20 protein-coding genes and 1 tRNA gene are annotated in these 22103 nt (G+C 73.6%); 14 read left to right on the forward strand and 7 right to left on the reverse strand.

From position 1 onward, the window contains the following. Positions 1 to 9 precede the first annotated feature (9 nt). Both GA0070614_RS19470 and GA0070614_RS19475 read right to left on the reverse strand, forming a co-directional pair. Positions 10 to 663, reverse strand: coding sequence for a 4'-phosphopantetheinyl transferase family protein (locus GA0070614_RS19470; protein ID WP_088977309.1), 654 nt, complete (start codon positions 661 to 663; stop codon positions 10 to 12). Then, a complete protein-coding gene (locus GA0070614_RS19475; RefSeq protein ID WP_088977310.1) occupies positions 656 to 1768 on the reverse strand; it encodes a DNA glycosylase AlkZ-like family protein in 1113 nt (370 codons plus the stop codon). Before GA0070614_RS19475 ends, GA0070614_RS19470 begins: the two co-directional genes overlap by 8 nt. Positions 1769 to 1967: 199 nt before the next feature. On the opposite strand from GA0070614_RS19475, the gene GA0070614_RS19480 reads away from it, so the two are divergent. Continuing rightward, complete coding sequence (locus tag GA0070614_RS19480) at positions 1968 to 2186, forward strand: hypothetical protein (protein WP_331715090.1); 219 nt, start codon at positions 1968 to 1970, stop codon at positions 2184 to 2186. 401 nt (positions 2187 to 2587) lie between these two features. Here the strand turns inward: GA0070614_RS19480 and GA0070614_RS19485 are convergent, their stop codons facing one another. After that, on the reverse strand, positions 2588 to 4261 hold the full coding sequence (locus GA0070614_RS19485) for a dolichyl-phosphate-mannose--protein mannosyltransferase (RefSeq protein ID WP_088977312.1): 1674 nt from the start codon (positions 4259 to 4261) through the stop codon (positions 2588 to 2590). A 92-nt stretch (positions 4262 to 4353) separates the two neighbouring features. Here GA0070614_RS19485 and rsmI point away from each other — a divergent pair, with 92 nt between their 5' ends. Further along, positions 4354 to 5193 (forward strand): 16S rRNA (cytidine(1402)-2'-O)-methyltransferase, encoded by an 840-nt coding sequence (rsmI, locus tag GA0070614_RS19490; protein WP_408630778.1) that lies wholly within the window; start codon positions 4354 to 4356, stop codon positions 5191 to 5193. A gap of 146 nt (positions 5194 to 5339) precedes the next feature. Here rsmI and GA0070614_RS19495 read toward each other — a convergent pair whose 3' ends face one another. Beyond that, on the reverse strand, positions 5340 to 6215 hold the full coding sequence (locus tag GA0070614_RS19495) for a hypothetical protein (protein ID WP_231933335.1): 876 nt from the start codon (positions 6213 to 6215) through the stop codon (positions 5340 to 5342). Positions 6216 to 6364: 149 nt separating this feature from the next. On the opposite strand from GA0070614_RS19495, the gene metG reads away from it, so the two are divergent. Further along, positions 6365 to 8167 (forward strand): methionine--tRNA ligase, encoded by a 1803-nt coding sequence (gene metG / locus GA0070614_RS19500; RefSeq protein WP_088977314.1) that lies wholly within the window; start codon positions 6365 to 6367, stop codon positions 8165 to 8167. A gap of 52 nt (positions 8168 to 8219) precedes the next feature. Here the strand turns inward: metG and GA0070614_RS19505 are convergent, their stop codons facing one another. Together GA0070614_RS19505 and GA0070614_RS19510 are read right to left on the reverse strand one after the other, a co-directional pair. Next, on the reverse strand, positions 8220 to 9071 hold the full coding sequence (locus tag GA0070614_RS19505) for an alpha/beta fold hydrolase (protein WP_088977315.1): 852 nt from the start codon (positions 9069 to 9071) through the stop codon (positions 8220 to 8222). A gap of 55 nt (positions 9072 to 9126) precedes the next feature. Beyond that, positions 9127 to 10353 (reverse strand): hypothetical protein, encoded by a 1227-nt coding sequence (locus GA0070614_RS19510; RefSeq protein ID WP_088977316.1) that lies wholly within the window; start codon positions 10351 to 10353, stop codon positions 9127 to 9129. An 82-nt stretch (positions 10354 to 10435) separates the two neighbouring features. On the opposite strand from GA0070614_RS19510, the gene GA0070614_RS19515 reads away from it, so the two are divergent. The 6 genes from GA0070614_RS19515 to GA0070614_RS19540 all read left to right on the forward strand — a co-directional run bounded on the left by GA0070614_RS19515 (position 10436) and on the right by GA0070614_RS19540 (position 16613). Then, a complete protein-coding gene (locus GA0070614_RS19515) occupies positions 10436 to 11371 on the forward strand; it encodes a TatD family hydrolase (RefSeq protein WP_088979526.1) in 936 nt (311 codons plus the stop codon). Between the two features lie 32 nt (positions 11372 to 11403). Beyond that, positions 11404 to 12273, forward strand: coding sequence for a 16S rRNA (adenine(1518)-N(6)/adenine(1519)-N(6))-dimethyltransferase RsmA (gene rsmA, locus GA0070614_RS19520; RefSeq protein ID WP_088977317.1), 870 nt, complete (start codon positions 11404 to 11406; stop codon positions 12271 to 12273). 126 nt (positions 12274 to 12399) lie between these two features. After that, entirely contained in the window at positions 12400 to 13356 is a 957-nt protein-coding gene (locus GA0070614_RS19525; protein ID WP_088977318.1) for a 4-(cytidine 5'-diphospho)-2-C-methyl-D-erythritol kinase, read from the forward strand. 230 nt (positions 13357 to 13586) lie between these two features. After that, positions 13587 to 15386: an ABC-F family ATP-binding cassette domain-containing protein gene (locus GA0070614_RS19530; protein WP_088977319.1), complete on the forward strand. Its 1800-nt coding sequence runs from the start codon at positions 13587 to 13589 to the stop codon at positions 15384 to 15386. A 112-nt stretch (positions 15387 to 15498) separates the two neighbouring features. After that, positions 15499 to 15954 carry a DUF4383 domain-containing protein gene (locus GA0070614_RS19535; protein WP_088977320.1) on the forward strand — a complete coding sequence of 152 codons (456 nt, stop codon included), beginning with the start codon at positions 15499 to 15501 and terminating at the stop codon, positions 15952 to 15954. 182 nt (positions 15955 to 16136) lie between these two features. Continuing rightward, on the forward strand, positions 16137 to 16613 hold the full coding sequence (locus tag GA0070614_RS19540) for a DUF4383 domain-containing protein (RefSeq protein WP_088977321.1): 477 nt from the start codon (positions 16137 to 16139) through the stop codon (positions 16611 to 16613). 9 nt (positions 16614 to 16622) lie between these two features. Here the strand turns inward: GA0070614_RS19540 and GA0070614_RS19545 are convergent, their stop codons facing one another. Further along, on the reverse strand, positions 16623 to 17300 hold the full coding sequence (locus tag GA0070614_RS19545) for a TetR/AcrR family transcriptional regulator (RefSeq protein ID WP_088977322.1): 678 nt from the start codon (positions 17298 to 17300) through the stop codon (positions 16623 to 16625). A gap of 284 nt (positions 17301 to 17584) precedes the next feature. Between GA0070614_RS19545 and GA0070614_RS19550 the strand changes: the two genes are divergently transcribed. The 5 genes from GA0070614_RS19550 (at position 17585) to GA0070614_RS19570 (ending at position 22053) form a co-directional block, all read left to right on the forward strand. After that, positions 17585 to 18265: a helix-turn-helix domain-containing protein gene (locus GA0070614_RS19550; protein WP_231933336.1), complete on the forward strand. Its 681-nt coding sequence runs from the start codon at positions 17585 to 17587 to the stop codon at positions 18263 to 18265. 85 nt (positions 18266 to 18350) lie between these two features. After that, positions 18351 to 18421, forward strand: a tRNA-Gln gene (locus tag GA0070614_RS19555). 73 nt (positions 18422 to 18494) lie between these two features. Next, entirely contained in the window at positions 18495 to 20018 is a 1524-nt protein-coding gene (glmU, locus tag GA0070614_RS19560) for a bifunctional UDP-N-acetylglucosamine diphosphorylase/glucosamine-1-phosphate N-acetyltransferase GlmU (RefSeq protein ID WP_088977323.1), read from the forward strand. Positions 20019 to 20071: 53 nt separating this feature from the next. Further along, entirely contained in the window at positions 20072 to 21052 is a 981-nt protein-coding gene (locus GA0070614_RS19565) for a ribose-phosphate diphosphokinase (protein WP_088977324.1), read from the forward strand. Positions 21053 to 21345: 293 nt separating this feature from the next. Next, complete coding sequence (locus tag GA0070614_RS19570; RefSeq protein ID WP_088977325.1) at positions 21346 to 22053, forward strand: 50S ribosomal protein L25/general stress protein Ctc; 708 nt, start codon at positions 21346 to 21348, stop codon at positions 22051 to 22053. Positions 22054 to 22103: the final 50 nt, after the last annotated feature.

Below are 22103 nucleotides of genomic sequence, written 5' to 3' on the forward strand. Positions count from 1 at the left end.
GCCGAACGGTCAGCGCAGCAGCACGGCGGCCGTCCGGACCAGGTCGTCCTCGACCGCGAAGCGGCCGTGGACCACGGTGGGCGGATCGGCCACCGTCGCGGCGGCCACCCGCACCGGGTCGATCCGCGCGGTGAACGTCCCCGCGTCGGGGTCCAGCTCGACGGTGGCGTCCTGGAAGTCCAACCAGGACCCGACGACGGGATGCCAGACCTTGTAGACGGTCTCCTTGGCGCTGAACAGCACCACCGGCCACGCGGTGCCCGCGGGCAGCCGGGCGCAGCGATCCTCCTCCTCGGGGCGGCAGATCAGCCGGCGTACCCCCGGGTTGAGCTCGCGCTGCCGCTCGGCGTCCATGCCGACGGAGCGCACGTCGTCGGCCCGGGCGACCGCGGCGGCGCAGTAGTCGCGGGTGTGGGTGATGGTGCCGACCACGCCCGCCGGCCAGAGCGGGGACCGGTCGGCCGCCGCGGGCACCGGCACCGGCGGCAGGCCCAGGCCGGTCATCGCCCGCCGGGCGCAGACCCGCCCGGCGGTGAAGTCGCGCCGCCGGCTCTCCACCGCGCGCTCGCCCAGGCCGGTCCGCTCGGCGGGCAGCAGTTCGCCCACCCAGTCCGCCGGCCCGGCCACCACGACCGACACGGCCGGTGGCAGCAGGTCACGCATCACCCACCCCTTTCAGGTACGACCGCAGTCGCGACCGCTCCTCGTCGAGCCGGTCGGCCGGCACCGGCGGCGACTCGGGCCAGAGGGTCACCTCGGGCTCGCCGTCGCGGGCCTCCCAGGTGCCGACCACCCGGCCCCGGTGCACCACCACCGGGGTGATCCAGCCGGCCGTCCGGCTCACGTCCGCCCGGCGGGCCGCCGGCACCACCGTGGTGTCCCGGGTGCCCGGCCCGAGCACCCACTGGTCGAAGGCGGGCAGCAGGCGCACGTCGTCGGTGGGCTCGGCGGCGGCGATCTCCGGCAGGTCGCCGGCCCGGGCGTACCCGGGTCGCCCGTCGACCGTCACCGGGACCAGCTCACCCGCCTCGACCAGGGTCCGGAACCAGCCCCGCAGCATCGGCCGCTTCGAGCCGCCCCGGCTGAGCCACTGGTCGAAGGTCTCCGGGTCCGCCGGCCCGTACGCCCCCAGGTACGCCGGCACCACCCGTGCGGCGGCCTCCTCCGGGGCGGGCAGCCCCGACCAGCCCGGCAGGTACGTGTCGGGCCGGGTGAAGGTGACCCGGTTGCCGTCGGCCGGCCCGTGCACCAGCAGCCCCTGCCAGGCCAGCGGCTTGAGCACCGCGCCCCAGCCGGAGCCGAGGTGCGCGGCGAGCGCGGCGTCACCGGTGCGTTCGACGATCTCGGCGGTCAGCGCCTCCCGGCCGAGCACCCGGCCGTCCAGTGCGGACCGGGCCGCCTCGGCGATCGCGTCGAGCTGCCCGACCGTGACGAAGCTGCGCTGCCAGGAGCCCTTCTCCCAGAACCGGCCGGCGGCCAACAGCGCCAGGTAGGCCGCCGCCTCGGCGGTGGGCAGCAGGTGCAGGGCGCCACGCATCGCCCAGGTCTTCACCAGGGTCCGGTCGGCGAGCGCGGCAGCCGTCGTACCCGGTCGGGGCGCCGGCTGTCGCGCGGCGACGGCCTGCTCGGCGGCGGAGGCCACCTGCGCCTGCACGCCGGCCAGCCGGCCGACCACGGCGACCGCGTCGGTGCCCGGCGGCCGGTGCAGCAGCTGACGGCGCGCCCGCCAGGCCAGCACCTGCTCGACGGAAAGGTTCGTGACGGCCATGGACGGTCAACGTACCGCAACCGCGTAACGCCGGAGGGTTCCGGAGCGCTGTTCGGGCGACACGGGGGAGTCGACCGGTCTCTCTCCGTGCCGACGGGTGGTGACCGGCGGCGCGGCCGACGTCGACGGACGTGAGAGGAAGTGACAGATGACCGGTGCCACGGCTGCGTCGGGCTCCCGGCCCGACGAGCACGTTCCGGTGACACCCGGGTGGACCTGCGGGACGTGTGGCGAGGAGTGGCCCTGCGCGGCCAAGCGGGACCTGTTGCTCGCCGAGTACCGGGTGGACCGGGCGTCGCTCAGCGTCTACCTGGGAGCGTGCCTCGCCGCGGCGACCGCCGACCTCGCCGCGGCCCCGGTCCGACCCCTGCGCGAGCGGTTCATCGGTTGGTTGCCCCGGGGGCCGGTCACGTCCTGACCGGGACGGCCGCACCCCACGGGTGCGGCCGTCCGGAGACGCGCCGACCACACCGGCGGTCCGGGCGGACGGTGGATGTCCGATAACGGTCCGTTAGGTGTCGGATGTAAACCTTTTGCTCGACCACGCACCGTCGGAAATCTGACTGAAGTCAGCCCGTTGTGCCGGTGCCCAAGGGTGGTTAAGCTCTGTGTTGCGCGCCCCAATCGCCCGCTTCCCCCGTGGCAGGCGATCGGGGCGCGCTCTACGTGTGCCCAGATCCGGTCCGCGGCGATCCGCCCGACCTGCTCGGCCACCACCGGCCCTCACCTCGCGTTCGCCCCGGCAGGGGACACCCGCCCACGCGATCGCGCCCGGTCCGGAGATCCGGAACCGGGCGCGACGACGACCTGCGGTGGGGCTCAGATCCAGCGGCCGTCCAGCCACATCCGGCCCGACCAGTCGTCGTACGGCAGCGAGTTGCCCACGAAGATCGGGTAGAAGTACGCGAAGCAGAGCGCCACCAGCAGCACGTACGCGCCGACGATGACGCCGCCCACCAGCCGCCGGTCGGCGCTGCGCCCTTCATCGGCCGGGTCCTGCGGCGTCCCCTCCGGGATGCGCGGCGTGACGATCGCGCCCAGCACGTAGACCACCGCCAGCACCAGGAACGGCAGCGCCGGGGCGGCGTAGAAGGAGAACATCGTCCGGCCGTCCAGGGCGAACCAGAACCAGGGCAGCAGGCCGGCGGCGAGGCTCAGCAGGATCGCCCCGGCCCGCCAGTCCCGCCGGGCGATGCCGAGCCAGGCCAGCGCCGCCAGCGCGGGCAGGAACGACCACCACAGCAGCGGCGTGCCGAGCAGCAGGATCTCGGCGGCGCAGCTCGCCGCCCCGCACCCGCCCGCGTTCGACCAGTAGAACGCCACCGGCCGCCCGAGCAGCAGCCACTGCCAGGGCCAGGACTGGTACTTGTGCGGCGTCTCCAGGCCGGTGTGGAAGTCGAAGGCCGCCTTGTGGTACTGGAACAGGTTGTTCAGCGCCCCGATGACCGGGGTGTCGCTCAGGCCGGGGGTGTTCGGGTACCGCTCGGCCAGCCGGTAGTAGCCGTCGTCGCCGAGCAGCCAGCCCGACCACGTCGCCAGGTAGGTCAGGACCAGCACGACGCCGGCCAGCACCAGCCAGGGCAGCTCGTCCAGCAGCGCGTCCCGCCACGGGCGGCGTACCCCGGCCGAGCGGCGGACGCCGACCTCCCACAGGAGCGCCAGCAGACCGAACGCCGGCACGAAGTACAGGGCGCTCCACTTCACCGCGACCGCGCAGCCGAGCAGCACCCCGACGGCGAGCCGCCACCACGGCCAGGTGCGCCAGCCGCCGGCCGGACGCCCGGCCGGCCCGGCGGCGGTCGGGTCCAGCCCCGCCTCCAGCGCCCGGGCCCAGCGCCGCCGCCGGGAGTCGCGGTCCAGCACCAGGGCGCCGAAGGCGGCCAGCACGAACAACAGCAGGAAGATGTCAAGCAGCGCGGTGCGGGAGAGCACCAGGTGGAAGCCGTCCAGGGCCAGCAGCAGGCCGGCGGCGCAGCCGAGCGTGGTGGAGCGGAACATCCGGCGCGCGATCCGGGTCAGCATCAGCACCGACAGGATGCCGGCGATCGCCGCCGAGATCCGCCAGCCGAACTCCGGGGCGGTGGTCATCAGATGGCCCGGCACCTTGATGTTGTGCTCGGCGTCGGCGTAGCCGAAGGCCCACTCACCGAGCCCGATCAGCCACTTGCCCAGCGGCGGGTGCACCACGTACGACGGGCCGTTGTCCTTGTAGTTCCACTCGACGCCCTTGTCGATCAGCCCGTAGCCGTCGCGGGCGTAGTAGATCTCGTCGAAGATCTTGCCCGCCGGGCGGCTGAGGTCGAGCAGGCGCAGGACGGCCGCGATGACCACCACCACGGCGGTGGCCAGCCACGAGTTCACGTCCAGCCGGGCCTCGACGGTGGCGAGCCGGCGGCGTACGACGGCCGGGATGCCGTCACCGCCGCCGGTGGGGGAACTCCCCTGCTCGGGACCGGCTTCGTTCGCGCTCTGTGCTGTCGACGCACTCGTCACCCGGCGATCGTAGGCTCTGAAGGTGCCCGGTGGCGTCCATCGTCCCCGATACTGGCACGCTCGTCGATGAAGGAGCGCTACTCGTGGGTGAAATGTCCGAGCTCGGACGCCTGGTCCTGCTCGGCGCGCCGCTGGGCAACCCGGCCGACGCCTCGGCCCGGTTCCGCGAGGTGCTCGCCACCGCCGACGTGGTCGCCGCCGAGGACACCCGCCGCCTCACCCGGCTGGCCCGGGACCTCGACGTCGCCGTCCCGGGCCGGATCGTCTCCTACTTCGAGGGCAACGAGGAGCGGCGTACCCCCGAGCTGGTCGAGGTGCTGACCGCCGGGTACACGGTCGCCCTGGTCACCGACGGCGGCATGCCCAGCGTCTCCGACCCCGGGTACCGCCTGGTCCGGGGCGCGCTGGACGCCGGCGTGCCGGTCACCGCCGCGCCTGGCCCGAGCGCGGTCACCACCGCGCTGGCCCTGTCCGGCCTGCCCTGCGACCGGTTCTGCTTCGAGGGCTTCCTGCCCCGCACCCCCGGCGCGCGCCGGTCCCGGCTGCGGGCCCTCGCCGCCGAGGAACGGACGCTGGTCTTCTTCGAGGCCCCGCACCGGATCGCCGGCGCGCTGGCCGACCTGGCCGCCGCGTTCGGCGCCGACCGTCCGGCCGCGCTCTGCCGGGAGCTGACCAAGACGTACGAGGAGGTCGTCCGGCGGCCCCTCGGTGAGCTGGCCGACTGGGCCGCCGAGGGTGAGCCGCGTGGCGAGATCACCCTCGTGGTGGCCGGCGCGCCGCAGCGGCCGGCGGAACGCCCCGACGACGACACCCTGCGCGCCGCCGTCGCCGCGCGGGAGGCCGCCGGCCTCTCCCGCCGCGACGCCATCACCGAGGTCGCCACCGAGTACGCCCTGCGCCGCCGCGACGTCTACACCGTCGTCCACGCCTGACCCCGCCCGCACGTCCGCGCCCGCGCCTCCCGCGTCCGCACGTCCTCCCGCCCCCGCGCCTCCCGCTCCCCGGGTGGCGCGCGCCCGCACGTCCGCCCGCCTCCCGCGCCCGCGCCTCCCGCGCCCGGGGCGGCCCGGGCAAAGGGTCACCAGGCGGCGAGGAGGAAGCCGAGGGTGATCAGGGCGGGGCCGGCGTGGGCGGCGAGGGTGGCCCGGCGGCGGTGCCGGGGGTCGGGCAGCCGGGTGGCGCCGGTCCAGCGGGCGATGCCGGCGCCGCAGCCGGCCACCACCAGCAGGCCGAGCAGCCAGCGCAGGTGCCCGCCCGCCCCGGTGTCGACGTACGCGGTGTCGTCGCCCGCGCCGGTCATCCGGGCCGGCAACGTCGTGCCGGGGGTGCTGCGCTCGCCGGGCACCCCGCTGACCCGGACGCCGTGGGCGAGGAACCGGCCCTGATCGGCGGCGAAGATGCCCCGGCAGCGCTGGGTCAACCCGCTCCCGGCGCAGTCCGTGATCACCACGGTCCCGCCGGTGGCATGGCCGACCGCCAGCCAGAACGGGCCGGCGCTGACCCAGGCGAAGAAGGCGGCGAGCAGGCTCAGCGCCAGCAACGCCGCCAGGCCCCGCACCGGGTCCGGCGGGTGGGCGGCGCGGGGCGCGCGGGTCCGGGCCGGCGCGGTGGAGGTCCGCTCGGGGCGCTTCGGCTCCTCGCGCAGCGGCGTGCCGTCCCAGTGCACCTGCTCGATCGGGGGCCAGAAGAGTTCGCCGTCGCCGGTCGTACCCGGATCGGGGTCGGCGCGCAGGCCGCGCGGCTGGCGGACCGGGACCCGGCTCGGCACGGCGTCGACCGGGGCGCCGGTGGTCGGCTCGACCTCGACCGGCGAGTCGTCCGGGCCGGGCACCACCCGGGGCTGGGGCGCGACCGCTCCACCGCGCGACGGCGCGGGCCGGTCGGGCGCCGCTGCGCCACGGGCACCGGGGGAGGGATCGTCGTGTCCCGCTCGTCTCGCCGTCACGGCGTTCATTGGACACCGCGAAGGCGCGACGGCAGGGCAGCTCAGGCCGCGTGTCGGCGACAAATCGGACCAGCGATGAGGGCGTCGCGGCCCGCCGCGCGCGGCGGGTGCCCTATTGGTTCGCGGGCACGGGGAGCCGGTCACTAGGCTTGCTGGTCATGAGTCACGTTCTCGCCGCGGTCGCCTGGCCCTACGCCAACGGCCCGCGCCACATCGGCCACGTATCCGGATTCGGCGTTCCCTCCGACGTCTTCGCCCGGTACATGCGGATGGCCGGCCACGACGTGCTCATGGTCTCCGGCACCGACGAGCACGGCACCCCGATCCAGGTGCAGGCCGACGCCGAGGGGGTCACGCCGCGCGAGCTGGCCGACCGGTACAACCGGGTGATCGCCGAGGACCTCCGGGCGCTGGGCCTCTCCTACGACCTGTTCACCCGCACCACCACCCGCAACCACTACGCCGTGGTGCAGGAGCTCTTCACCGGGCTGCACCGCAACGGCTACATCGTCCCGAAGGTCACCACCGGCGCGATCTCCCCGTCCACCGGCCGGACCCTGCCCGACCGCTACATCGAGGGCACCTGTCCGATCTGCGGTTACGACAGCGCCCGTGGCGACCAGTGCGACAACTGCGGCAACCAGCTCGACCCGATCGACCTGATCAACCCGAAGTCGAAGATCAACGGCGAGACGCCGGAGTTCGTCGAGACCGAGCACTTCTTCCTCGACCTGCCGGCCCTCGCCGACGCGCTGCGCCAGTGGCTGGACAACCGGGAGGGGTGGCGCCCCAACGTGCTGCGGTTCTCCCGCAACCTGCTCGACGACCTCCAGCCCCGGGCCATCACCCGGGACCTGGAGTGGGGCGTGCCGATCCCGCTCGACGGCTGGCAGGACCGCCCCGACAAGCGGATCTACGTCTGGTTCGACGCGGTCATCGGCTACCTGTCCGCGTCCATCGAGTGGGCCCGCCGCACCGGCGACCCGGAGGCCTGGCGCAAGTGGTGGTCCGCCGACGGCGAGGGCAAGGACGCCCGTGGCTACTACTTCATGGGCAAGGACAACATCGTCTTCCACTCGGTGATCTGGCCGGCGCTGCTCGGCGGCTACTCCGGCGAGGGCGCGCGCGACGGCCAGCCGGGCGAACTGGGCCGGCTCAACCTCCCCACCGAGGTCGTCTCCAGCGAGTACCTGACCATGGAGGGACGCAAGTTCTCCTCCTCCCGCAAGGTCGTCATCTACGTCCGCGACTTCCTGGAGCGCTACGACGCCGACGCGCTGCGGTACTTCATCGCCGTCGCCGGCCCGGAGAGCAACGACACCGACTTCACCTGGGCCGAGTTCCTCCGCCGCAACAACGACGAACTGGTCGCCGGCTGGGGCAACCTGGTCAACCGCTCCATCTCGATGGCGGCGAAGAACTTCGGCGCGATCCCGCCGGTCGACCCGGCCGGGCTCACCGAGGCCGACGAGGCGCTGCTCGCGGTGGCCCGCGCCGGCTTCACCACCGTCGGCGACCTGATCGCCAAGCACCGGCAGAAGCAGGCGATCGGCGAGGCGATGAAGGTGGTCGCCGAGGCCAACAGGTACCTCTCCGAGCAGGCCCCGTGGAAGCTCAAGGGCGAGGCGGACAAGCCCCGGATGGGCACCATCCTGCACGTCGCCCTCCAGGTGGTCAGCGACGCCAACACGCTGCTCACGCCCTTCCTGCCGCACTCCGCGCAGCAGGTGCACGAGCTGCTCGGCGGCACCGGCGTGCACGCGCCGATGCCGGTCATCGAGGAGGTCGAGGACCTCGACGGCGGGCCGGCGTACCCGGTGCTGACCGGCGACTACACGGTCGGGGCGCGCTGGGAGTCGGTGCCGATCGAGGCGGGCCGGCCGCTCGCCGCGCCGAAGCCGGTCTTCCGCAAGCTCGACCCGTCGATCGTCGACGAGGAACTGGCCCGCCTGGCGGGCTGACCCGGCCGACGACGGGGACGGGCGCCGACTGCGCCCGTCCCCGTCGCGCGTCTCAGCGCCGGGCCATCGCCGGGGCGCCGACGAACTCCATGATCGCCTGGTTCACCTCGCCCGCGTTGGTCCACGGGATGCCGTGCGGGGCGCCGTTCAACGTCACCAACGTCGCCGTCGGCAGCATCGGCTGCAACCGCTGGCCGGTCACCGGGTACGGCAGCACCATGTCCTGGTCGCCCTGCACGATCAGCACCGGCACGTCGATCCGGGGCAGGTCGCCGCGGAAGTCCGTCAACCAGGCGTCCACGCAGGCCAGCGTCCCCATCGCCGACGCCTGCGCCCCGATGTTCCAGTGGGCCCGGAAGGCCTCCTCGCTGACCAGCTCGCCCTTGTTGGCGTCCCAGTTGAAGAAGTTCTGGCAGAACTGGGTGAGGAAGGCGAACCGGTCGTCCCGGATGGCCTGCTTGAACCCGTCGAAGAGGCTCTGCTCCACGCCTTCGGGATTGTCCGCCGTCTTCAGCAGGAACGGCGCCAACGGCGCGAGCAGCACCGCCCGGTCCACCCGGTTCGACCCGTACGTGCCCAGGTAGCGGGTCACCTCACCGGTGCCCATCGAGTGCCCGATCAGGATCGTGTTGCGCAGGTCCAGCTCGGTCATGATCATGTCAAGGTCGGCGGCGAAGGTGTCGTAGTCGTACCCCGAGGCCGGCTGGCTGGACGCGCCGAAGCCCCGCCGGTCGTACGTGATCACCCGGTAGCCGGCCGCCAGCAGCGGGCCGGACTGCTTCTCCCACGTCGCCCCGTTGAACGGGAAGCCGTGGATCAGCACCACCGGCTGTCCGGAGCCGTGGTCCTCGTAGTACAGGTCGATGGGCGCGGAGTTCTCCGCGCCGACGGTGATGAAGGGCATCGGGTCTCCCGGTCGTCGCGTCTCGGACGAGCGCGCTTTCCCGACCCGCCCGGGCTTATGCCAGCGGATACGGCACGTCCACCACCCGGTCGTCGGTGACCTCCGCGCCCGGCGCCCACACCTCGTACACGCCCCGTTCCTGGCACTGCGCCCCGGTCGCGAGCACCGCGTCCGGGTCCGGCCGGCACAGCCGCAGCCGCAGCCAGCCCGGCTCCTCCCGCAGCACCTGGCAGGGGGCGCCCCGCCAGTGGGCGTAGCGCAGCCGCCGGCCCACCGACTCCACCGGGTAGCGGGCCGCCCGGGTCATCGCCAGCACCCGGAACCCGCCCGGCAGGTCCGCCACCGCCTCGTACTCGCCGCCGGCGTAGCGGCCGACCAGCTGGGTGGAGCGGGGCGCGTCCCCGGTGGGCACGTACTCCTGGTCCGGCGAGAGCCCCGGCACGGCGGCCAGCAGGTGCCGCCACTGCGGGCCGGCCATGCGCAGCCAGCCCCGCTGCTCCGCCTGGTAGGCGTAGAGCACCACCTCGACCCCCTCGGCGGTGTAGGCCAGCAGGGTCGCGTTCGCCGGCAGCGGCAGGTCGGCGAAGTCCCGGGTGACGAACTCGGGGATCAGCTGCCCGCTGCTCGGCACGAACCCGGTGCCCAGCACCGGCGGGCCGAGCCGGTCGCGGGGCGGCAACGCCAGCAGCCCACGGTGCGCCGGGCCGACCGGCACGTCGTAGTCGCCGGGGTCCGCGGCCCGCCAGCGCAGGGCGTAGGCCACGTCGCCGGCCGCGCCGCCGTCACCGCCCAGCACCGCCAGCCCGGCCGGGGTACGCAGGTGCGCCACGTCGTGCTCGCGGAAGCAGAACCCGTGCGGCAGCCACCCCTTCACCACCCCGGCGAGCTGCTGGGCGGAGAGCACCTTCACCATCCGGGTGCCCCGCCGCACCACCGCCGAGGCGCGCACCGTGCGCAGCGTCGGATCCCCGGCCGCCGCCGGCTGCTGGCTGAGCTGCTGCACGTACGCCCAGCCGCGCTCCCGGTGCAGCGGCACCAGCAGCGGCGCCTCCGGCTCCTCGGCCGGCTCACTCGTGCCGTGCACCGCGTCCACCTCGGTCACGTGCACGAACCTGCGCCACGGCAGCGCCGAACCGGGGCGGGGCGCCCACTCGAATCCGGCGGCCTCCTCGGCGCTGAACAACTCGTACGCCGCACCGCGGGCGATCTCCTCCGCCGGGTACGCCGTGCCCTCGTACGTCACACGCAGTCCGATGCCGCTTGCCTGAGGAGTGACGGTCATCCTGCAGACGGTAAGCGCGGCTGATGCCGGACCGGTGAACAGTCGATGGCGTCCCGGAGACGCGACGGCGTGTCGGTGTGTGATGCTGGCCGCGATGACTGAACGCACCGAAACCCGCAAGCAGCGCGCCGCCCGGCGGGCCGGGGAGTTCCCGCCCGCCCCGGAGCCGCTGCCCCGTCCCGTGCTCGACAGCCACACCCACCTGGACATCACGGTCGGCGAATACGGGGTGCCCCTGGCCGGCGCGACGAGTGAGCCGGGGTCGCGAGCGGCGGACGGCGTCGCCGGCGACCCGGTCGCCGCCGCGATCGAGGTGGCCGCCGCCGTCGGCGTGGACCGGCTGGTCCAGGTCGGCGTCGACGTCGACTCCTCCCGCTGGGGCGCCGGGATCGCCGCGCGGCACCCGGCCGTGCTGGCCACCGTGGCGCTGCACCCCAACGAGGCGCCCCGCCTGGCCGACCTGGACGAGGCGCTGCGCGAGATCGAGACGCTCGCCGCCCACGACCGGGTACGCGGCATCGGCGAGACCGGGATGGACTTCTTCCGTACCGGCGACGAGGGGCGGGCCGCGCAGGAGGAGAGCTTCCGCGCGCACATCGCCATCGCCAAGCGGTACGGCAAGGCGCTGGTCGTCCACGACCGCGACGCGCACGCCGACGTGCTGCGCATCCTCGACGACGAGGGCGCTCCCGACACCGTGGTGCTGCACTGCTTCTCCGGCGACGCCGAGTTCGCCGCCGAGTGCGTGCGCCGCGGCTACCTGCTCAGCTTCGCCGGCACGGTGACCTTCGGCAGCGCCGGCGCGCTGCGCGAGGCCGCCGCGCTCACCCCGATCGACCAGATCCTGGTGGAGACCGACGCGCCGTACCTGACCCCGATGCCGCACCGGGGGCGGCCCAACGCGTCGTACCTGATCCCGTTGACCCTCCGGTCCCTGGCCGCGACCACCGGGGCCGACCTCGACGACCTCTGCGCGGCCGTCTCCGCCACCGGCGACCGGGTCTTCGGCCCGTGGTGAGCGGGCCGGAGCCCGCCGCTACGCTACGGGGCGTGACCGGTCTCCTCGGCCCGGCGGAGATCCGGGAACTCGCCGCCCGCCTGGGCGTCGCCCCGACCAAGAAGCTCGGCCAGAACTTCGTGCACGACCCGAACACGGTCCGCCGGATCGTCACCACCGCCGGGCTCGCCCCCGACGACGTGGCGCTGGAGGTCGGCCCCGGCCTCGGCTCGCTCACCCTGGCCCTGCTGCCGGTGGCCGCGCACGTGCACGCCGTGGAGATCGACCCGACGCTGGCCGGGGCGCTGCCGGAGACCGCCGCCCGGCACGCCGGCGCGGACGCCGCCCGGCTCACCGTGCACCAGGCCGACGCGCTGCGGGTCACCGCCGCCGACCTGGCCGGTCCCGCGCCGACCGCGCTGGTGGCGAACCTGCCGTACAACGTCGCCGTGCCGGTGGTGCTGCACCTGCTCGCCGAGCTGCCCACGCTGCGCCACGGCCTGGTGATGGTGCAGAAGGAGGTCGCCGACCGGCTCGTCGCCGGTCCCGGCTCCAAGGTGTACGGGATCCCGTCGGTCAAGCTCGCCTGGTACTCCCGGGCCCGCGCCGCCGGCCGGGTGCCGCCGAACGTGTTCTGGCCGGTGCCGAACGTCGACTCCGGCCTGGTCGCCTTCACCCGGCGCGAGCCGCCCCGCGACGACGTCGCCCGGCAGGCCGTCTTCGCCGTGGTGGACGCCGCGTTCGCCCAGCGCCGCAAGACCCTGCGCGCCGCCCTGGCCGGCTGGGCCGGCGGCGCGGACCGGGCCGCCGCCGCGCTCACCGCCGCCGGGGTGGACCCCGGCGCACGCGGGGAGTCACTCACCGTGGAGCAGTTCGCCGCCATCGCCGCGTCGGCCCCGACCGCCGCCCCCACCGCCGGTTAGGCTGGCGCCGTTGCCCGCGCAGGGCCCACCGTTGTACGCCTACGACCCGGTCGACGCCCCCGCCGACCCTGCCGAGGAGCTGATCGTGAGCAAGCCGTTCGACATCCGCCTGCGGGACGTCGCTCCGTGACCGAGGCCTGGCGACCGGACGACGAGGACGAGCAGCGGCGGCGCGGGGCCGCCGGCCCGGTCAAGGTCCGGGTGCCCGCCAAGGTCAACCTGCACCTCGGGGTGGGGCCGCTGCGCCGCGACGGCTACCACGAGCTGAACACCGTCTACCACGCGATCTCCATCCACGACGAGCTGACCGCCCGGCGGGGTGACACGCTCACCCTGACCATGGAGGGCGAGGGCGCCGGCGAACTGGCCCTGGACGATTCCAACCTGGTCATCCGGGCGGCCCACGCCCTCGCCGGGTACGCCGGGGTCATGCCGCACGCCCGGCTGCACCTGCGCAAGCAGATCCCGCTGGCCGGCGGGCTGGCCGGCGGCAGCGCCGACGCGGCCGCCGCCCTGGTCGCCTGCGACGCCCTCTGGGGCACCGGCCTGTCCCGGGACGAGCTGGCCGGCATCGCCGCCGACCTCGGCTCCGACGTGCCCTTCCTGATCCACGGCGGCACCGCGCTCGGCACCGGGCGGGGCGAGGCGGTCAGCCCGGTGCTGGCCCGCCCCACCTCCTGGCACTGGGTGGTGGCCATCGCCGACGGCGGCCTGTCCACCCCCGCCGCCTACCGGGAGCTGGACCGGCTGCGGGACGCCGGCACCGCCGGTGAGCCGCTCGGCAGCACCGACGGGCTGCTCGCGGCGCTGCGCCAGCGCGACCCCCGGGTGCTCGCCGCCGCCCTCGGCAACGACCTGCAGGACGCCGCGCTGGCCATGCGCCCGTCGCTCGCCGACACCCTCAAGGCCGGCGAGGCGGCCGGCGCGCTCGCCGGCATCGTCTCCGGCTCCGGCCCGACCTGCGTCTTCCTCGCCACCGGCGCGGCCGACGCGGAGCGGATCGCCGGCGAGGTGGAGGCGGCCGGGGTGTGCCGGGAGGCGCGGGTGGCCCACGGCCCGGTGGCCGGGGCCCGCGTCGTCTGACCGTCGCACCCGCCCGACCCGGTCCACCCCCGAGGCCCGGACGCGAGATCGACCCGGTTTGCGGCGTGTCGCGCCTTCGCCCGCCAGGGACACCGCGACACGCCGCAAACGGAGTCGATCAAGAGCTGGGTCGGGCCGGAGTGGGGCGGGCTGGTCCGCGTACGCTGGGAGGCCAGGCGTCCCGAGGTGCCAGCCGGCACCGGGACGCCTTGATCATGGGAGGTGAGGTCGTGGCCAACATCGTCAACCTGGACCGGGTGTCCAAGGGGTACGGCGCCGCCGGGCCGCTGCTCACCGACGTCTCGCTCGGCCTCGACGACGCCGACCGGATCGGCGTGGTCGGCCTCAACGGCGCCGGCAAGTCCACCCTGCTGCGGCTGCTCACCAAGCAGGAGGAGCCGGACGACGGCCGGGTCACCCACCGCCGCGACCTGCGCGTCGCCTGGCTGCCGCAGTCCCTCCAGCTCGCCCCCGAGGCCACCGTCCGCGACGTCGTCCTCGGCACCGCGTGGCTCGGCCAGAGCATGGGCGCCGAGCACGAGTGGGCCGGCGACGCGGGCGTGCGCGCCATCCTCGACGGCCTCGGCATGCCCCACCTCGGCCTCGACCAGCCGGTCGGCCCGATGTCCGGTGGCGAGCGCCGCCGGGTGGCGCTGGCCGCGCTGCTGGTCCGCGAGGCCGACCTGCTGATCCTCGACGAGCCCACCAACCACCTCGACGTCGGCGGCGTCGACTGGCTGGCCAAGCACCTCATCGGCCGCAAGGGCGCCCTGGTCGTGGTCACCCACGACCGGTGGTTCCTCGACGCCGTCTGCACCACCACCTGGGAGGTCGCCGACCAGACCGTCCGGGCGTACGAGGGCGGCTTCGCCGCCTGGACCCTGGCCCGCGCCGAGCGGGAGCGGGTCGCCGCCGCCACCGAGGCCCGCCGGCAGAACCTGCTCCGCAAGGAGATCGCCTGGCTGCGCCGCGGCCCGCCCGCCCGCACCTCCAAGCCGCGGTTCCGTATCGACGCGGCCAACGCGCTCATCGCCGACGTCCCCCCGCCGCGCGACACCATGTCGCTGCAACGGATGGCCACCGCCCGGCTCGGCAAGCAGGTGTACGACCTGGAGCACGTCACGCTGCACGCCGGCCCCAAGGAGATCCTGCACGACGTCACCTGGCAGGTCGGCCCCGGCGACCGGATCGCGATCCTCGGCCGCAACGGCGCCGGCAAGACCACCCTGCTGCGCATGCTGGCCGGCGTCACCCGCCCCGACGGCGGGGGCCTGCGCACCGGCTCCACCGTCCGGCCCGCGTTCCTCTCCCAGGAGCTGGCCGAACTCCCCGGCCACCTGCGGGTCCTCGAAGCCGTCGAGGAGGTCGCCCGCCGGGTGCAGCTCGGCGACCGGGAGATCTCCGCCGCCCAGCTCGCCGAGGTCTTCGGCTTCGACGACCGGCGGCTCTGGACCCCGGTCAGCGACCTCTCCGGCGGGGAGCGCCGCCGCCTGCAGATGCTGCGGCTGCTCGCCGGCGAGCCCAACGTGCTCCTCTTCGACGAGCCCACCAACGACCTCGACACCGACACCCTGGCCTCGCTGGAGGACCTGCTCGACTCCTGGCCCGGCACCATCGTCGTGGCCAGCCACGACCGCTACCTGATCGAGCGGGTCACCGACGTCGCGTACGGGATGTTCGGCGACGGCCGGCTGGTGCACCTGCCCGGCGGCGTCGACGAGTACCTCGCCCGGGCCGCCGGCGCGAGCGCCCCGGCCAAGGCCGACACCGGTCCGGCCCCGGCCCCGGCGGCCACCACCGGGATGTCCGCCGCCGAGGCCCGGCAGGCCCGCAAGGAGCTGACCCGGCTGGAACGGCAGATCGGCAAGCTGGAGCAGAAGGAGGCGACGCTGCTCGACCAGCTCGCCACCCACGCCACCGACTACGGCAAGGTCGCCGAACTCGACGCGCAGCTCAAGGAGGTACGCGCCGAGCGGGAGCGGACCGAGGAGACCTGGCTCACCCTGGCCGACGAGATCCCGCCGCTCTGACCCCGCCCCGCGTCCCCCGCCCGCGACAGGCGGGGGCCGTGTGCGGCGTCACACTCCGGCGTGCGGGACAATCGTCGACGACCTCTCATCCGAACGCGTTGGAGACTCAGACATGGCCCATACCCCCGTCAACCACCCCGCGCGGCCGATCTACCGGGCGATCGGCGGGCTCGTTGGTCTGTACTTCGTGGTCTTCGGTGTGCTCGGCCTCATCACGAGCGCCGGCAACGACATCTTCGCCCAGGACGACACCAAGGTCCTCGGGCAGGGCACGAACCTCGGGTTCTCGCTGCTCAGCATCGTGATCGGCATCGCCGTCCTGGCCGGCACCGCGATCGGGCGCAACCTCGACGTGGCGATCAACCAGTTCATGGCGTACGCCCTGATGGTGCTCGGCCTGGCGGAGCTGGCGTTCCTGCAGACCGACGCCAACGTCCTCAACTTCACCATCCTCACCGACATCGTGGTGCTGACCCTCAGCCTCGTCCTGCTGATGGTCGGCATGTACAGCAAGGTCGGCACCGACGAGGAGAAGGAAGCCTGGCAGAAGGCCCGCCTGGTGCTCTGATCTCTGGTTACGGTTTCGGTTTCGCCGGAGCCCGACGCGTCGGGCTCCGGCGAAACCGTCCCTGGTCCCGCTCCACCCGTGCCTGCTGCCCGGTGGGGCGGGATCTTTCCGTTCGCCGGTCGTGCCGCCCCCAATGGGGGACAATCCTCCTGGACCGGTCATACCTGGACGGAGGAGGGACCATGGCGCACTTCCCGGTGAACCACCCGGCGCGCCCGCTCTACCGGGTCCTCGCCGGACTCGTCGGCCTCTACATCCTCGTCTTCGGGGTCTGGGGCGTCTTCCAGACCTGGGGCGACCCCCTCTTCGACCGGGGCAGCAACTGGGCCCTCGGACTCCGCACCAACCTGGCCTTCTCGCTGGCCTCCGTGGGCTTCGGGATCGTCCTCATCGTCGGCGCGTCCCGACGCGGCAACCTCGGCCACTACATGAACCTGACCGCCGGGGCGATCTTCCTGGTCACCAGCATCCTGATGATGTCCGTGCTGCAGACCTCGGCGAACTTCCTCAACTTCTCGATGTCGACCGTGATCGTGTCCATGCTCTTCGGCCTGCTCCTGCTCGGCACCGGCCTCTACGACAAGGTCGGCACCGACGAGCACGCCGAGGAGGAGCGACGCAAGCGCCAGCACCCGATCTCCGAGGCCGGCGCCCGCTGACCGCGCCGGTCAGGCCCGCTTGCGGGTGATCAGCCCCGGCTTCGCCTCCAGGTGCGACAACCCGTTCCAGGCCAGGTTCACCAGGTGCGCGGCCACCGTCTCCTTGCGCGGCTTGCGCACCTCCAGCCACCAGCGGCCGGTCAACGCCACCATCCCCACCAGCGCCTGCGAGTACAGCTCGGCCAGCTTCGGGTCGTACCCCCGGCTGGAGAACTCCGCGCCGAGGATGTGCTCCACCTGGTGCCCCACGTCGTTCATCACGCTGCTGAAGTTCCCCGTCGCCGACATCAGCGGCGACTCGCGGACCAGCACCCGGAATCCGGGCGTCTCCTCCTCGATGTACGTCAACAGCGCCAGCGCCGCCTGTTCCAGCAACTCGTGCGGGTGCCCGGCGGTCAGCGCGGTGGTGATCCGGTCCAGCAGGGCCCGCACCTCGCGGTCGACCACCACCGCGTACAGCCCTTCCTTGCCGCCGAAGTGCTCGTAGACCACCGGCTTGGAGACCTTGGCCCGCGACGCCACCTCCTCGATCGAGGTGGCGTCGAAGCCCTTCTCGGCGAACACCTGCCGGCCGATCGAGATCAACTGTTCGCGCCGCTGGGCCGCGGACATCCGCACCCGGGACGCCGGCTTCGCGCCCGCCGCCGGCACCGCCCGCCGCCGCGCGCCCGTGGTCCCGTCCGTCATGTCGTCACCTCGCCGGCGCTCGGTGACGCCCTGTCGTGGGATGTTCCTGCCGTCGTGCCCGTCTTCCTCGGTCACCCGGCCATCCTGCCAGGCTCGCTCCGAATCCACCGGCGGGATTCCCGCCGGGGTCGTACCTCCGTTCTAACGTCCCGTCGTGGATGACGTCACGGTGGGTGAGGTGCGGCGGCTGCGCGTGGAGGAGGGGCTCTCCGTGGCGCAGTCCGGGCTCGGACGGGGCTGGGGCGAAACCGGGTGCAGGACCTGCTGCGGGGGTGCTCCCGCCCGTGTGGACGCGGCGTCCGAGGGCCAAGGACGACCTGCGGGGGGCGGCGGTGGCGCTGCGCGGCGAGCGCCTGTCGGTGGGTGCGATCGCCGACCGGCTCGGTGTGGCGAAGTCGACCGCCTACTTGTGGGTACGACACTGCCGCTGGACCCGCGACGGTGCGGCCGAACGGGAGCGGCGCCGCGCCCACTCGAAGGTGGTGACGGACGCGCAGTGGGCCGCGCACCGCCAGACCCGCGACGCCGCGCGGGCGGAGCTGGCCGAGTTCGGCGCCGCATGGGTGTCCCGGCTGGACGGTCGGGAGTTGCTCCTGGTCGGGGCCGCCCTCTACTGGGTCGAAGGGGTCAAGGCGAAGCCCTGGCGACCCCACGACTGCCGGGTCCGGCTCACCAACAGCGATCCGGCGCTCATCGACCTCTTCGTCCGCTTCGTCGAGGAGTTGGGCGTGCCGCGCGGAGGTCTGCGGTTCCGGGTGAGCATCCACGAGACGGCCGACGCGGACGCGGCGGTCCGCTGGTGGGCTCGGCAGGTCGGCGTCGCCGTCGAGGCGTTCCAGCGCACCTCCCTCAAGCGGCACCGGCCCGCCACGGTCGGCACGACACCGGCGACGACTACCACGGCTGCCTGGTCGTCTCGGTGCCCGACTCCCGCCGGATGTACTGGGCCATCGAAGGGATCATGAAGGGAATGAGTGATGGCGTGGGCCGAGCGGGGCGCTAAGGTGTAGTGGAGTCCAGGCGCGCGAGCGTTTTGACCGTTTTAGACCGTCCCGGGTCGTCTAATGGCAGGACGTCAGGTTTTGGTCCTGATTGTAGGGGTTCGAGTCCTCTCCCGGGAGCTTCTGCTGATCGCCGGGTGATGTCTGGTTAGCATGGCCGCGAGACTGTCGCCTTCCCGACGGGAGCCACGTCGTGCCCCAGCCCCACCTCCGTACCGTCGTCGTGCTCGCCGCCGGTGAGGGCAAGCGGATGAAGTCGGCGCTGCCCAAGGTGCTGCACCCGCTGCTCGGCCGTACCCTGCTCGGCCACGTGCTGGCCGCGGCGGCGCCGCTGGCCGCGGACCGCACGGTGGTCGTGGTCGGTCACGGCGCCGAGCAGGTCCGGGCGCACCTGACCGAGATCGCCCCGGACGCCACCGCCGTCCTCCAGGCCGAGCAGCTCGGCACCGGTCACGCGGTACGGATCGCGCTGGACGCGGTGCCCGAGGTCTCCGGCACGGTGGTCGTGATCAACGGGGACGTCCCGCTGCTGCGCGCCGAGACGGTGGCCGCGCTGGTGCAGGCGCACGAGGGCGAGCGCGCGGCGGCGACCGTGCTGGCGGCCGAGGTGCCGGACCCGACCGGTCTGGGCCGGATCGTGCGGGACGCGGACGGCCGGCTGGAGCAGATCGTCGAGGAGCGGGACGCCAGCCCCGCGCAGCGCGCGCTGCGGGAGATCAACGCCGGCATCTACGCCTTCGACGTGGCCCGGCTGCGCGACGCGCTGGGCAAGCTCTCCACGGACAACGACCAGGGCGAGGAGTACCTCACCGACGTCTTCGGGCTGCTCGTCTCGGCGGGTGAGCCGGTGGGGGTGCACGTCGCGGCGGACCACGTGGAGACGCTGGGCTGCAACGACCGGGTGGAGCTGGCCGGCCTGCGCCGGCTGCTGCGCGACCGGGTCAACGAGGCGTGGATGCGCACCGGGGTGAGCATCCTGGACCCGGAGACCACCTGGATCGACGTCACCGTCACCGTCGAGCGGGACGCGGTGATCGACCAGAACACGCAGCTGCGCGGGACGACGGTGGTGGGCGCGGAGGCGGTCGTCGGGCCGGACGTCACGCTCGTCGACACGGTGGTCGGCGCGGCGGCGACGGTGCTGCGCAGCCACGCGATCAGCGCCGAGGTGGGGCCGGGCGCCAGCGTCGGACCGTACGCGTACCTGCGGCCGGCGGCGAAGCTGGCCGAGAAGGCGAAGATCGGCACCTTCGTCGAGGTGAAGAACTCCGAGGTGGGCGCGGGCGCGAAGGTGCCGCACCTGTCGTACGTGGGTGACGCCACGATCGGCGCGAAGGCGAACATCGGCGCGGCGACGATCTTCGTGAACTACGACGGGGTGAACAAGCACCGCACCACGGTCGGCGAGGCGGCCTTCATCGGCTGCGACACCAGCCTGATCGCCCCGGTCGAGGTGGGTCCGGGGGCGTACGTGGCGGCGGGCAGCGCGATCTCGCAGGACGTGCCGGCGGGCGCGCTCGGGGTGACCCGGGCGCCGCAGCGCAGCATCGAGGGCTGGGTGGCGCGCAAGCGGCCGGGCACGGCGTCGGCGGCGGCGGCCGAGCGGGCGCAGAGTGCGTCGGCGGACACGCCGGCCGCAAGGGAAGGTGAGGCAATCCACGAGGGCGCGGAGACCGTGGGTGGGCCGTCGTCGGCGGGGGATACTGCAACCGAATAGTCCCCGGCCACACCGCCGCCGGGCACCACCGACCAACGGGAGCAGACGGTTCCATGGGCAGCATCGTCGCCGAAAACCGCAAGAGCCTGATGCTCTTCTCCGGACGTGGCTTTCCGGAGCTGGCCAAGGAGATCGGTGAGGTGCTCGGCGTCGCGCCGACGCCTTCCGACGCGTACGAGTTCGCCAACGGCGAGATCTTCGTACGGTTCAAGGACTCGGTGCGCGGGTCGGACGCCTTCGTGGTGCAGTCCGTCACGCACGGCGTCAACACCTGGGTCATGGAGACCCTGATCATGATCGACGCGTTGAAGCGCGGTTCGGCCAAGCGGATCACCGTGGTGCTGCCGTTCTACCCGTACTCGCGGCAGGACAAGAAGCACCGCGGCCGGGAGCCGATCTCGGCCCGGCTGATCGCGGACCTGCTGAAGACGGCGGGGGCGAACCGGATCCTCACGGTCGACCTGCACACCGCGCAGATCCAGGGCTTCTTCGACGGCCCGGTGGACCACCTCTTCGCGATGGACGTGCTGGCCGAGTACGTGGAGCACAAGTTCAACGGCCGGCCGATGACGGTGGTGGCCCCGGACTCGGGCCGGGTGCGGGTGGCGGAGCGGTGGACGGACCGGCTGGGCGGCTGCCCGCTGGCGTTCATCCACAAGACCCGGGACCCGCTGAAGCCGAACCAGGTGGTGGCGAACCGGGTGGTCGGTGAGGTCGAGGGTCGGGTCTGCCTGATCGTCGACGACATGATCGACACCGGTGGGACGATCAGCAAGGCCGCCGACATCCTCAAGCAGTCGGGTGCGGCGGAGATCGTGGTGGCGTCCACCCACGCCCTGCTGTCGGACCCGGCGACCGAGCGGTTGAAGAACAGCCCGATCAGCGAGGTCGTGGTGACCAACACGCTGCCGCTGCCGCCGGAGAAGCAGCTCGACAAGATCACCGTGCTGTCGATCGCGCCGCTGCTGGCCCGGGCGATCCGGGAGGTCTTCGACGACGGTTCGGTGACCACCCTCTTCGGTGGCCTGAGCTGACCGGCTGATCCTGTCGGCCGGGGCGCCTCCGGCGCCTCGGCCGACGGCGTATTCGCGCTGCGCGCGAGACCGGACGGTGATAGAGGGGACTGCCGGCACCCTCGGAATCGGCTCGGGTAGACTGGCACGGTTGCCACGGCGAGGGTGTCCGGCGGGCCGCTGAGAGGCGCCGCACGGAGACACCGTCATCGACGCGGTGCTCCGGGCAGTCATGACGCACGAGCCCCAGCGAGCCCCTCGCCCAGCACCGCCAGTCGACAAGCCGCCGCAGCGAAAGCATCAGGAGTTTCCCCGTGTCCGAGGTAAAGATCAGCGCCGAGCCCCGTACCGAGTTCGGCAAGGGTGGTGCCCGTCGTACCCGCCGGGCCGGCAAGGTGCCCGCCGTGCTGTACGGCCACGGCGAGAAGCCGAAGCACATCGCGCTTCCGGCCCGTGAGTTCGCCGCCGCGATCCGCAAGGGCGGGGCCAACCAGCTCTTCGCGATCGAGGTCAGCGACGGCACCCAGGTGCTGGCGCTGCCGAAGGCGATCCAGCGTGACCCGATCCGGGACACCTTCGAGCACGTCGACCTGCTGCTGGTGCGCCGGGGCGAGAAGGTCACCGTCGAGGTTCCGGTCCAGCTGACCGGTGAGGCGGCCAAGGACACCCTGATCGTCCACGACCACGACACCCTGTCGGTGACCGCGGACGCCACCAAGGTTCCGGACCACCTGGAGGCCTCGATCGAGGGCCTGGAGGCCGGCAACCAGATCACCGCCGCCGACGTGGAGCTGCCGGCCGGTGTCGAGCTGGCCGCCGACCCGGAGACCCAGGTCGCCGCGGTGACCGCCGCGCCGACCGCCGAGCAGCTCGAGGCGACCCTGCCCGAGGTCGAGACCGCCGACGAGGAGGTCGAGGCCGGCGTCGGCGAGGAGACCGCCGAGTCGTCCGAGGGCGCCGAGGTCGGCGAGCCGGCCGCCGCGGGTGGCGAGGAGACCGCCGAGGCGAAGACCGAGGCCTGATCGGTCCGCGTCGTTGCGACAGGCGTCCCCGCACCGTCGGGGGCGCCTGT

Source organism: Micromonospora coxensis, from assembly GCF_900090295.1.
Taxonomy (GTDB): domain Bacteria; phylum Actinomycetota; class Actinomycetes; order Mycobacteriales; family Micromonosporaceae; genus Micromonospora; species Micromonospora coxensis.